Origin of the sequence: Cupriavidus malaysiensis (assembly GCF_001854325.1) — a bacterium.
Taxonomy (GTDB): domain Bacteria; phylum Pseudomonadota; class Gammaproteobacteria; order Burkholderiales; family Burkholderiaceae; genus Cupriavidus; species Cupriavidus malaysiensis.
The window spans coordinates 1,795,662-1,808,222 of sequence record NZ_CP017755.1; the positions used below are offsets into that span (position 1 = coordinate 1,795,662).

At 68.7% G+C, this 12,561-nt stretch carries 8 protein-coding genes; 6 read left to right on the top strand and 2 right to left on the bottom strand.

Features of this window, described 5'->3' with window-relative positions; all coding sequences use genetic code 11:
- Nucleotides 1-2: 2 nt before the first annotated feature.
- From rbbA to BKK80_RS27515, 6 genes are all read left to right on the top strand, one after another.
- The gene (rbbA, locus tag BKK80_RS27490) at nucleotides 3-2,789 is read left to right on the top strand and encodes a ribosome-associated ATPase/putative transporter RbbA (protein WP_071020032.1); all 2,787 of its coding nucleotides are present in this window, start codon (nucleotides 3-5) and stop codon (nucleotides 2,787-2,789) included.
- A 2-nt stretch (nucleotides 2,790-2,791) separates the two neighbouring features.
- The gene (locus tag BKK80_RS27495) at nucleotides 2,792-3,919 is read left to right on the top strand and encodes an ABC transporter permease (RefSeq protein WP_071020029.1); all 1,128 of its coding nucleotides are present in this window, start codon (nucleotides 2,792-2,794) and stop codon (nucleotides 3,917-3,919) included.
- 74 nt (nucleotides 3,920-3,993) lie between these two features.
- Complete coding sequence (locus tag BKK80_RS27500) at nucleotides 3,994-5,457, top strand: TolC family protein (protein WP_236903800.1); 1,464 nt, start codon at nucleotides 3,994-3,996, stop codon at nucleotides 5,455-5,457.
- A 178-nt stretch (nucleotides 5,458-5,635) separates the two neighbouring features.
- Complete coding sequence (locus tag BKK80_RS27505) at nucleotides 5,636-7,705, top strand: putative bifunctional diguanylate cyclase/phosphodiesterase (RefSeq protein WP_071020027.1); 2,070 nt, start codon at nucleotides 5,636-5,638, stop codon at nucleotides 7,703-7,705.
- A 352-nt stretch (nucleotides 7,706-8,057) separates the two neighbouring features.
- Nucleotides 8,058-8,981, top strand: a complete 924-nt coding sequence (locus BKK80_RS27510; RefSeq protein ID WP_071072091.1) for an amino acid ABC transporter substrate-binding protein — start codon at nucleotides 8,058-8,060, stop codon at nucleotides 8,979-8,981.
- A 224-nt stretch (nucleotides 8,982-9,205) separates the two neighbouring features.
- Nucleotides 9,206-9,514: an amino acid ABC transporter permease gene (locus BKK80_RS27515; protein ID WP_071020022.1), complete on the top strand. Its 309-nt coding sequence runs from the start codon at nucleotides 9,206-9,208 to the stop codon at nucleotides 9,512-9,514.
- A gap of 84 nt (nucleotides 9,515-9,598) precedes the next feature.
- Here BKK80_RS27515 and BKK80_RS27520 read toward each other — a convergent pair whose 3' ends face one another.
- The gene (locus tag BKK80_RS27520) at nucleotides 9,599-11,227 is read right to left on the bottom strand and encodes a methyl-accepting chemotaxis protein (protein WP_071039994.1); all 1,629 of its coding nucleotides are present in this window, start codon (nucleotides 11,225-11,227) and stop codon (nucleotides 9,599-9,601) included.
- Between the two features lie 289 nt (nucleotides 11,228-11,516).
- Nucleotides 11,517-12,422: a hypothetical protein gene (locus BKK80_RS27525; protein ID WP_418235901.1), complete on the bottom strand. Its 906-nt coding sequence runs from the start codon at nucleotides 12,420-12,422 to the stop codon at nucleotides 11,517-11,519.
- Between the last annotated feature and the right edge of the window lie 139 nt (nucleotides 12,423-12,561).

Genomic DNA, 12,561 nt, shown 5'->3' on the forward strand with positions numbered 1-12,561 from the left:
GGATGGCCATGAGCGGCGGCGCGCTGCCGGGCGCCATCGAGATCACCGGGCTCGCGCACCGCTACGGCGCCGTGCAGGCGCTGGAGACGGTGTCGCTGACGCTGCCGGGCCAGAGCACCATCGGCCTGATTGGTCCCGACGGTGTCGGCAAGTCGACCCTGCTGGGGTTGATCGCCGGCGTCAAGCGCATCCAGCAAGGCCAGGTGTCGGTGCTGGGCGCCGACCTGCGTGAGCGTGCCCGTCGCGAGGCGATCCTGCCGCGCGTCGCCTTCATGCCGCAGGGCCTGGGCCGCAATCTTTATCCCACGCTGTCGGTCTACGAGAACGTCGACTTCTTCGGCCGCCTGTTCGGCCTGGACGGCGCCGCGCGCGCGGCGCGCATCCGGCGCCTGCTCGAGGCCACCGGCCTGGCGCCCTTCCCCGACCGCCCGGCCGGCAAGCTGTCGGGCGGCATGAAGCAGAAGCTCGGCCTGTGCTGCGCGCTGGTGCACAACCCCGACCTGCTGATCCTCGACGAACCGACCACCGGCGTCGACCCGCTGTCGCGGCGCCAGTTCTGGACCCTGGTGGACGAGCTGCGTGCCGAGCAGCGTGGCATGACGGTGATCGTGGCCACTGCCTATATGGAAGAAGCCCAGCGCTTCGAGCACCTGGTGGCCATGGACGCGGGCCGCGTGCTGGTCAGCGACAGCACCGCCGCCGTGCTGCAACGGGCCGGCACCCGCGACCTGGAGCAGGCCTATATCTCGCTGCTGCCACCGGCCCGGCGCGGCGACGGCGCCGGCCTGCAGATCCCGCCGCGGCCGCCCGTGGACGGTGAGCCGGCGATCGAAGCCGAAGGCCTGACACGCCGCTTCGGCGACTTCGTCGCGGTGGACCACGTCAGCTTCCGCATCGAGCGCAGCGAGATCTTCGGCTTCCTCGGCTCCAACGGCTGCGGCAAGACCACCACCATGAAGATGCTGACCGGCCTGCTCGATGCCAGCAGCGGCAGCGCGCGCCTGCTCGGCCAGCCGATCGACGCCACCGACATGCGCACGCGCATGCGTGTCGGCTATATGTCGCAGTCCTTTTCGCTCTATGAAGAACTGAGCGTGCGGCAGAACCTGGACCTGCATGCCCGCCTCTACCGCATGGAGGGTGAACAAGCGCAGCAGGCGGTCGCGCAAGCGCTGGACGGCTTCGAGCTGGCCCCCTATGCCGACGAGCGTCCGGCGGCGCTGTCGCTGGGCATCCGCCAGCGCCTGCAGCTGGCGGCCGCCTGCCTGCACCGGCCCGAAGTGCTGATCCTGGACGAACCGACCTCGGGCGTCGATCCCGGCGCGCGCGACATGTTCTGGCGCCACCTCGTCAAGCTGTCGCGCGAAGCGCGCGTCACCATCTTCGTCTCCACCCACTTCATGAACGAGGCGGCGCGCTGCGACCGCATCTCCTTCATGCACCGCGGCCGCGTGCTGGCGGTGGGCACGCCGGAGGCATTGCGCCGGCAGCGCGACGCCGCCACGCTGGAAGATGCCTTCGTCGACTACCTGCTGGAAGCCGAGGGGCAGGATGCGCCCGCGGCCACGCCTGCCGCAGCCGCTGCCGGGACCAAGGCCACCACCGGGCCGGCCGGCCACGGCCTGCCGGGCGGCGACGCGGCGGCACCGGCGCCATCTGCCCTGGCCGCGCCACTGGCGCGCATCTGGGCCTTCGCCCGGCGCGAGTCGATCGAACTGGCGCGCGACAAGCTGCGGCTGGCCTTCGCCATCCTCGGTCCCGTCATCCTGCTGCTGGCGGCGGCATGGAGCGTGTCCTTCGACGTCGAGAACGTCCGTTTCGCCGCGCTCGACCGCGACCAGAGCCTGGCCAGCCGCGAACTGCTCGAACAGTTCGCGGGTTCGCGCTATTTCGTGCCGGCCGGCACGGTGCGGGACGAGACCGAGGCGCAGCAGGCGCTGCGGGCCGCACGCGCCTCGCTGGTGGTGGAAATCCCGCCGGACTTCGGCCGCGACCTGCTGGCCGGCCGCCGGCCGGAAGTCGCCTTCCATATCGACGGCTCCAGTCCCTTTCCGGGCGCCACCGTGCGCACCTACGCCAACGCCGTGCTGCTCGGCTACGTGCAGGCGCGCGCCCGCGCCCTGCCGGTGGCGGCGCCCGCGCTGCCAATGGGTGTGGAGACGCGCTTCGTCTACAACGAGCAGTTCCGCAGCATCTACGCCATCTCGCCGGGCATCGTCATGCTGGCATTGATCCTGATCCCCACCATGCTGACCGCGCTCGGCGTGGTGCGCGAGAAGGAGATGGGCTCGATCACCAATCTCTATGCCTCGCCGGCCGGCGTCGGCGAGTACCTGCTGGGCAAGCAACTGCCTTATGCCGGCCTGGCGATGGTGGCTTACCTGGCTCTGGTGGCGTTGACCATCACGGTGCTGGGGGTACCGCTCAAAGGCTCCTTCCTGGCGCTGTCGCTGGGCGCGCTGCTGTTCATCCTGGCCGCCACCAGCCTCGGCCTGCTGGTGTCGACCTTCGTGCGCTCGCAGGTAGCGGCCATCTTCGGCACCGCCATCCTGTGCCTGATCCCCTCGGTCAACTTCTCCGGCCTGCTCTACCCGGTCTCCACGCTGACCGGCAGCGGCTACTGGGTCGGGCTGGGCTTCCCGTCGTCCTGGTTCCAGCTGGTCAGCCTCGGCAGCTTCACCAAGGGCTTGGGCGCGGACAGCTTCGGTGCCATGTACCTGGCGCTGCTGGGCTTCGCCCTGGCCTACCTGGCCGGCGCGCGCTGCCTGTTGCGCAAGCAGGAGGCCTGACCGTGCGCCAGTGGCTCAAGAACGTCGCCCGCCTCAGCCGCAAGGAGATCTTCAGCCTGTTCAGCGATGCCACGCTGATGATCCTGATCGTGTTCGCCTTCACGCTGGCGGTGGTCTCGGTGGCCAAGGGGATCAAGGCGGAGGTCTCGAACGCCTCGGTCGCCATCGTCGATGGTGACCAGTCGGCCTTGTCGCGCCACCTGCGCGACGCCATCCAGCCGCCCTACTTCAAGCCGCCGGTCGACGTGGACCGGCGCGCCATCGACGCCGAACTGGACCGCGGCCGCTATATCTTCGCCATCGAGATCCCGCCGGACTTCGAAGCCAACGTGCTGGCGGGGCGATCGCCGTCGCTGCAGGTGCTGGTCGACGCCACCGCCATGACCCAGGCCGGACTGGGCGCGGCCTACCTGCAGGAAATCCTGACCGGCGAGACCCTGGCCTTCCTGCGCGCGCGGAACCTGCAGGCGCAGCTGCCCGCGGTGGCGGTGATGCGTGTCCAGTTCAACCCCAACACGGAATCGTACTGGTTCACCTCGACGATGCAGATCGTGGTCAATATCACCGTGCTCTCCATCATCCTGGTGGGCGCGGCGGTGATCCGCGAGCGCGAGCACGGCACCATCGAGCACCTGCTGGTGATGCCGGTGCGCGCCAGCGAGATCGCGGCGGCCAAGATCATCGCCAACGGCTCGGTGATCTTCCTGGTCTCGCTGCTGTCGCTGTGGCTGGTGGTGAATCTCTGGCTGCGGGTGCCGCTGCAAGGCTCGCTGGCCTTGTTCGCCCTCAGCACGGCGCTCTACCTGTTCTCGGTGACTGCGCTGGGCATGTGGCTGGCCACGCTGGCGCCGGCCATGCCGCAGTTCGGCCTGCTGGCGGTGCCGACCTACGCGGTGGCCTACCTGCTGTCGGGCGCGGCCACACCGGTGCAGAGCATGCCGGCAGCGATGCAGCCGGTGGTGCAGTTCCTGCCTACCACGCAGTTCGTCACCCTGACCCAGGCCATCCTGTTCCGCGGCGCGGGGATCGACATCGTGTGGCCGCAGCTGCTCGGGGTCACCGCCGCCGGCGGGCTCTTCCTGGCGCTGGCGCTGGCGCGCTTCCGCGCCATGCTGGCGCAGCAGGGCTGAGGCCGGCAACGGCCGCCGCCCTCACCGAACCCACCGAACCCACCGAACCTACGGAATCCATTCGGAGCAAGCTAGTGAAGCAGACCAAGGCAAGATTCGCGGCAGGTGCCGCCGCCCGGCCGGAACCCGGTGCCGCGCTGCTGGCGGCCGCCGCCGCCTGCCTGATGGCCGCCTGCAGCACCGTCCAGGTGGACATGCCGGCCGCGCCGGCCGCGCCTGCGGCCTTCCAACAGGTGCCGCAGGCCGGCGGCAGCCAGGCCGACCTGGCACGCTGGTGGCAGGATTGGCACGACCCTGAACTCACGCGTCACGTCGAAGCCGCGCTGCGTGCCAACACCGACCTGCGCGTGGCCCGCGCGCGGGTGCTGGAGGCCCGTGCCTGGGCCGCCGTGGCCGATTCGGCCCGCTATCCCACGCTGGCGGCACAGGCCGGTGCGGCACGTGGCTTCGGCGACCTGCGCAGCCCGTCGCCGGTGCCGGACCGCTCGCCCGACCTCGAGGCCTATGCCGGCGGTGTCAGCGCCGCCTGGGAGGTGGACGTGTTCGGGCGCCGCGCCAGCGATGCCGAGGCCGCCGCCGGCATGGCCCTGGCCGCCGAAGAGCAACTGCACGGCGTGCAGCTGGCCATTGCCGCCGACGTGGCTCAGAACTACCTCGAAGCGCAGGGGCTGCAAAGGCGCCTGGCCCTGCTAGACCGCAGCCTGGCGACGCTGGGTGAACTGGAGCGCTATGTCCAGGCGCGCTTCCGTGCCGGGCAGGCACTGGGCTACGACCTGGAGCGGGTGCGCGAGCAGGTTTCGGCGCGCGAGGCGGAGCGGCCGGTGCTGCAAAGCCAGATCGAGGTGCGCCAGCGCCGCCTGGCGGTGCTGGAGGGGCAGGCGGCGCAGGCGGCGCCTGCGCTGGGCGAGCCGGGGCCCTTCCATGTCCCGCCCGTTCCTGCCGGCGAGTTGCCTTCGTCTGTGTTAGATCGGCGACCGGACGTGCGCGCAAGCGCCGCCCTCGTCCGTGCGCAGGCCGCCCGCCTGGGCAGCGCCAAGGCCGAACTGCTGCCGCGCTTCTACCTCAGCTTCGTCGGGCTGGACGGACGCATCCGCATCGACGGCCTGCCCGCGCTCAGCGGGACTGGCGGACTGCTCGGCGTCGGGGTGGACCTGCCGCTGTTCAACGCCGGCCGCATCCGCTCCACCATCGCCGCCAACGACGCCCGCTTGCAGGCGGCCCTCGCGGAACACGACAAGACCGTGCTGCGCACCCTGGAGGAGGTCGACAGCGCCTATGGCGTGCGCAGCGGCCTCGACCAGCGCGAAGCCCGCCTCGGCGGCACCCTTGCCATCGCCAGGCGCAACGCCGACCAGTCCCGGCGGCTCTACGAGGCCGGGCGTCGCACGTTCGAGGACGTGCTCTCAGCCCGCCTCGGCGCCCTGCAGCGCGAGGACGAACTGTTGCAGGCGCAGACCGGACAGGCGCTCGCCACAGTCCAGCTCTACCGTGCCCTGGGCGGCGGCTGGTCGCCCGCGGCCGGCGCCGCCGCGGGCTGAGGCTGGCGCGCAACGGCCGGCCAGCGCTGCCGACCCGCCTGCGGCATTCGGTGTCACAATGGCGGCCGCATCGCCCGGCGGCAAGCCGCCCGGCGCCTGCCTGGTGTGCTGAGCCGACGGGCTCCAGGCACCCGCCGAACCCGAACACGCGATCCCGCGCCCTGTCTCGCCGCCGTCCATGCTTGCCTCCAGCTACGATCAACTGCTTGTCCTGTTCTCCGTGCTGGTGGCCATGCTGGCCTCGTATACCGCGCTCGACCTGGCCGGCCGGCTGACGGCGGCGCGCGGGCGCGCCGCGCAGATGTGGCTGCTGGCCGGCGCCGTGGTGATGGGACTGGGCATCTGGTCGATGCACTTCGTCGGCATGCTGGCGTTCCGCCTGCCGATCCGCCTGGGCTACGATCTGCCCATCACGCTGCTCTCACTGCTGATCGCGATCGGCGCATCCGGCTTCGCCCTGCGCCTGGTGACGCTGCCCTCGCTGCCGCCGAGCAGGCTCGCGCTCGGGGCGCTGCTGATGGGCGGCGCGGTGGCGGGCATGCACTATACCGGCATGGCTGCCATGCGCATGCGGCCGGGTATCGACTATGAACCTTGGTGGTTCGCGCTCTCCCTCGTCATTGCCGTGGCCGCCTGCGGCGCCGCCTTGTGGATCGCCTTCCGGCTGCGCCATCAGGGCCGCCATACCCATCGCCTGCGCGTCGGCGCGGCCGTGCTGATGGGCCTGGCCATCGCCGCCATGCATTACACCGGCATGGCGGCTGCGCGTTTCCCGCTGGGCACCATCTGCGGGGCTGCCACCGATGGCCTGGCGGGCGAGGCGCTGGCGCTGCCCATCCTGGTGATCACCATCTGCGTGCTCACCATGGCGCTTCTGACCTCCATCCTCGACCTGCGCATGGAGATGCGTACCGCGGTGCTGGCCGCATCGCTGGCCGCCGCCAACGAGGAGTTGAGCTATCTCGCCCTGCATGACAAGCTCACCAAGCTGCCCAACCGCGCCCTGCTTGAGGACCGCTTCGAGCAGGCACTGCGCTCCGCCGCGCGCACCCGCAGCCGGCTTGCCATCCTCTTCATCGACCTGGACGGCTTCAAGGCCATCAACGACTCCTTCGGCCACCAGATCGGCGACCAGGTGCTGGCCGAGGCGGCCGGGCGCATCCGTGCCAGCGCGGGCGCGGGCGACATCGTCGGGCGGCTGGGCGGCGACGAGATCGTGCTGGTGAGCCAGTCGGATGCGCCGGAGGATGCCGGCGCGCTGGCCGCCCGCATTCTCGGCAGCCTGCGCGATGCCATCACGGTGTCGGGACACGCGCTGCATATTTCGGCCAGCATCGGTATTGCCCTCTATCCGGACAATGGCACCGACCAGCGCACGCTGCTGCGCAACGCCGATGCCGCGATGTATCACGCCAAGGCCTCCGGACGTGACACCTGCTGCTTCTTCACCCATTCGATGAATGCCGACGCCCAGGCGCGCCTCGAGCTGGCGCAGGACCTGCGCATGGCTCTCGAACGCCACGAACTGGAACTGCACTACCAGCCCAAGTTCCAGGCGCCCGACAACACCGTCTGCGGTGCCGAGGCGCTGTTGCGCTGGCGCCACCCGCGCCGCGGGCTGCTGTCGCCCGACCAGTTTCTCGCCCTGGCCGAGAAGACGGGCCTGATCCTGCCGATCGGCACCTGGGTGCTGGACGAGGCCTGCGCCCAGCTGGCGCGCTGGCATGCCGAGGGGCGGGCGCAGCTGACCATGGCCGTCAACCTGAGCGCCACCCAGTTCTGCCATCCGGCGCTGGTGGGCACGGTGCGGGCGGCCATCGAACGCCACGGACTGGCGCCGCAGTGCCTGACCATCGAGATCACGGAATCCACGGCGATGCGCGATGTCGAGACCAGCCTGGCCATTCTCCAGCGGCTTGACGAAATGGGCGTGCGCATCGCCATCGACGATTTCGGCACCGGCTATTCCAGCCTGCTCTACCTCAAGCGGATCCCCGCCAGCGAGCTCAAGATCGACCGCGGTTTCGTGCGCGAACTGGCGCAGGATGGGGAAGACGCCGCGATCGTCTCGGCCATCATCGCGCTGGGTCAGACCCTGAACCTGAAGATCGTCGCAGAAGGGGTCGAAACCACCGCCCAGCAGGACTTCCTGACCCGGCTCGGTTGCGACACGCTGCAGGGCTACCTGCTCGGCGCACCGGTTCCTGCGGTGGATTTTCCTGGCCAGGCCATCCCTGCCGCCGCCTGATGGCAGGCGTCCGGCAGCCGCGTGCGTCTTGCCAGGATACCTGCCCGCACCAGAATGACGCTCCACCCACCCGTGGGGTGGTCCATAAGTTGCGGTGCAAGCACAATCAATCACGACAGGACTTGACCCCCCTGTCGTTCCCGATAGCCACGGCCCTCGTTGCCGTGGCTTTTTTTTCGCCTGGATCGACCGCTTCCCCGCGCGGTGTCGCGGGCGAAATCGCTCCTTTCCTTGGCCTTTTTCCAGCCTAATCACGGCGTTCGCGCTGCCGGGCGGCATTAGCTTATGACGAAGTAATGTTTGTCCGCCGCCGCTCCGGCCGGTAGTCTTCGCACTTTTACCGCTTCTTCCCATGTCGTTCTTCGCCGTTCCCGTACGCGCCGCCATGTTCCGCCGCCTTGGCGCCTTCGCCTCCCTGGCCACCGTGGCCGCCGCTTTTGCCATGCCGGCCCAGGCTCAGAGCCCCGTGCTGCAGAAGATCCGCGATACCGGCACGATCACGCTCGGCTACCGCGAATCGGCGCTGCCGTTCTCCTTTGCCGACGACAAGGGCCAGCCCGCCGGCTACGCTGTCGACCTGTGCCTGCGCGTGGCGGAAGCCGCCAAGCAGAAGCTGGGCCTGCCTGAACTCAAGGTGCGCTGGCTGCCGCTGACGCCGCAGAACCGGGTGCCCGCCGTCGTCAACGGCCTGGTCGATCTCGACTGCGCACCGAACACCAATACCCTGGAGCGCCAGAAGCAGGTTGCCTTCAGCGTGTCCCACTATGTATCGACGGTGCGTCTGCTGGTGCGCGCCGATTCCGGCATCCACTCCTTCGCCGACCTGCGCGGCAAGACCGTGGTGACCAGTGCCGGCTCCACCGGCGACCGCCACGTGCGCCGCCTGAAGGCTGAGTACGGCTATCGCGACGTCTATGCCAAGGACCACGGCGAGTCCTTCCTGCTGCTCGAATCCGGCCGTGCCCAGGCCTTCGTGATGGACGACGTGCTGCTGGCCGGCCTGCGCGCCCGTGCCAAGGACCCTTCGCAGTACGTGATCGTCGGTCCGGCCCTGTCCGTGGAGCAGAACGCCCTGATGATGTCCAAGGCCGATCCTGCCTGGAAGCAACTGGTCGACCAGACGCTGGCCAAGATGTTTGCCGGCCCGGATATCGCGGCGCTGCAGAAGCGCTGGTTCCAGGAGGCGATCGGAGCGCGTGGCGTGAACCTGGCACTGGTCCCCTCCGACCAGGTCCGGGCTGCCTGGAAGCATCCGTCGGACGCCGTCACCGAGTAAGGCGCCGGCGTGGCGCTGGCGCGTCCTTGTGCGCAAGACAAGACAATGAGGCGCCAGCGACGACCGTTGCGTCGGCGCCGCCCCTGGCTGACAAGAAAGTTGACAGCCAGGCGAAATGTTAGCGAAACTGCTTTCAAGCGGCGCCCGCCGGCTCCGGAAAAGGGCTGGCAAGGCGCCGCGTATTCGATCGACCGCCGGAGGGGCGGCATTTTCCAGGAGATATCATGAATAAAGTTGTCGCAACGGCCGTCGCTCTCACGCTCGGTACTGCGTCGCTGGTAGCCTTCGCTCAGAACAGCGGTAAGCAGTTCGACCCCTACAGCCAGGGTGCCAAGGCTGGCGAGAAGTTCGATCCCTACAGCCAGGGTGCCAAGGCCGGCGACAAGTTCGACCCCTACAGCCAGGGCGCGAACAAGAGCACCCGTGCCGACCTCGCGGCTAGCGACGCCTCGGCGCCGGCGGCCAAGAAGAGCCACAAGAGCAAGAAGAGCAAGAAGTCGAAGAAAGCCGCATCCGCTGCTGCAGCGAGCTGAGCACTCGCGTCCGGCCTTTCCTGCAAAGGCCGGTGCAGCCGGAAGAAAGAAGCCCGCTGACGCGGGCTTTTTTCGTGTTGCCGTTCAGGCCGCGGCGTAGTCCGGGTGGTCCCCCAATGGGCTGCCATGCTCCGCCGGGGCAAGCCTGCCGCCGGACCGGGCGACAGGCAGGCGGAAGAAGGCGACTGCCTCCTTCAGGCGGCGGGCCTCCTCCTCCATGGCCCGCGAGGCCGAAGCCGCCTCACTGACCAATGTGGCGTTCTGCTGGGTGACGTGGTCGATCTGGCTGATGGCCTGGTTGACCTGCTCGATGCCCCGGCTCTGTTCTCCGGATGCCTGGGCGATCTCCTCGATGATGCGGTTGACGCGCGCCACCGCCTGCGTCACCACTCCCATGGTTTCCCCGGCCTCTCCGGCCAGAGTGGAACCGGCATGGACCTGCTGCACGGACACCGAGATCAATTCCTTGATTTCCTTGGCGGCGCTCGATGAACGCTGCGCCAGGCTGCGCACCTCGCTGGCGACCACGGCGAAGCCGCGCCCCTGCTCGCCCGCGCGCGCCGCCTCTACCGCGGCATTGAGTGCCAGGATATTGGTCTGGAACGCAATGCCCTCGATGATGCCCGTAATCTCCGCGATCTTCTCGGAACTGGCGCTGATCTGCTGCATGGTATCGACAACGCGGCCGACGGCGGTGCTGCCCTTCTGCGCGACGTCCGCAGCGTCGTGTGCCAAGGTGCTGGCCTCGCGCGCATTCTCACTGTTCTGGCGCACGGTGACTGTCAATTCCTCGATGCTGGCGGCGGTCTCCTCCAGCGATGCCGCCTGCTGCTCCGTGCGCGCGCTGAGGTCGACGTTGCCTGCCGCGATCTCGCCCGTGGCCCCGGTGATACGGCCGCTGCTGTCGCGCACGCCATTGACGATCTGCGCCAGGCGCGCGGTCATGTCCCGCAGCGCACGGAGCAGGCGGCCGGTCTCGTCATCGCTTTCGACGTCGATGCGTTGCCCCAGTTCGCCCTGCGCCACCGCGCGCGCGGCATCCACTGCGCGCTCGATCGGGCGCGTGATGGCGCGCGTCAGCAAGAGGCCACCGATCACGGCCAACGCGACCGCGGCGATCGAGATGCCGATCAGCAACTGCCGCTGCAAGGCGTAGTCCGCTTCCATCTGGCGGATGGTCTCTTCCTGGCGCGTGCGCGTGAAGGCGGCATAGGCTTCGGTTGCCTTGACCAGCGCAGCCAGCAGGGGCCGGCATTCATTGTTCATCTTGGCGATCGCTTCGTCATTGCGCTTGGCCAGCGCCAGGCTGACGATGTCCAGCGCAACCGGGCCGTAGCGTGTTTCCACCCGGTCGATCTCGGCGACCAGTTCCTGCGCCCCCGCGGGCGCCGACAGCGCCATTTCCTTCAGCCGGCGAAGGTTGTTCTTCACATCCTCATGTGCCTGCGCGACATCGGCCTTCTCGATGTCCAGATCGGCCTGCTGGGTGACCAGGACCAGGTTGCGGGCGGCGATGGCGCGCCGGTCGACCGCGGTACGTACCTTGACGGCCATCTCCGCGCGCGCGTCCAGGCCATGGATATAGGCTGAAAAGGCTTCGGTGGTCTGGCTCAAGGCCCGCAGCGACATCGCGCAGATCACGATAGCGATGGCGGCCAGCGTGCCGAATCCGAGCAGCAGCTTGGTCTTGATGGTGAGGCTGGACAATTTCACGGTCACTCCTTCCGCTTGGGGGGCGTTGTTATACGGATCGGTCAGACAATGGGAGTCCGCGATGCGTCGATCGCGCATCGGGCCGCTGCGTGTCCCGTTCCGCTCGTACGGAGATGACGCCGTGAGAGTGGCGTACGCATGCGGCGTGCATGTGCGCCGCATGGCTTTATGCCTCTGGCTAACGACAGCCGTGGCAGGGAGTTTCTCCCCACTGCGGTGGGGAGGGATGTCCCGGATAGGCGCTCGGATAGGCGCTCGGATAGACGCTCGGATGGAGGGGCGGAAGGCGTCAGTTGTCGCCGGAATCGAGCGTCATCGACGTTACGTCGATGCGCTGCAACTGATCCAGCTGGCGGATATCCGTGCGCAGCACGAAGGCTTCGGTGGGGCAGTACCAGTCGGTGATATGCATCACGGTCGGTTCGACCTGGATGACCTCGTCGCCGACCATCAGCGGTCCGAGCGAAGTGCGTTTGTCATAGGTGATCGGCAGGCAGCTCTTGCGGCCGAGCACGGTATCGATCACCTGCCGCTTGCCCACGCGGCGCGACCCCACGATGATCGAGGCATGCAGCGCGCGCATGCTGCCGACCACCTCGTCGGACCCCGCCGGCGAGATATCGAGCGCCACGCTCGATTCGAAGGTCTCGCCTGCCAGCGTGGTGCCTTCGCGAATGTCCATGCCGGCGTAACTGAACACGCCTTTGCCCTTGAAGGCGGCCTCGCCGAACATGCGCGCATAGCGTCCCCGCGCGTTGATCACGGCGTGCTGGCTCTCGATTTCGCTGGCTGCGTCCGGCGCGGTCTCGTTCGGATGACGGTCGATCGAGACCTCGTGCACCTGGTCCATCACTACCGGCGGGCCCATCAGCGCCGACAGCGCGGATTTCGACATGACCTCGAGCACCGCGCGGCAGCCTTGCGGCGTCTGGTCGGTATCGCGCAGTGTCATCGTGATCGACATCGGCATCGCGCCATCGCCCTCCATCTGCACGCGTGCCCCCGAGCGGAACCAGGGGGCATCGCATAGCACCGCCCGGGCCGACGGCACGGTGATGGCAGGAGCCTCGCCGGCGCCGCCCGCCGCCGCCTGCGCGCCGCGGCCGTCCAGCGCTTGCGCCGAGGCCGGCGCGAATGCCCAGAGATAAAGCCAGGCCAGCGCCAGCGGCAAGCCATGTAGCGACTTCTTCTTCACATGAATCCTGTCTAGAATGAAACGACCATCCGCATCCATCACGTCGTCCACCTGCCGGCATCGGCGCGCCGTTGTGTTCGTTGTATTCGTTGTGTTCCACCAGGCGGTCGCAGAGGGAAAGTAACGCGTTTCGGGCGGC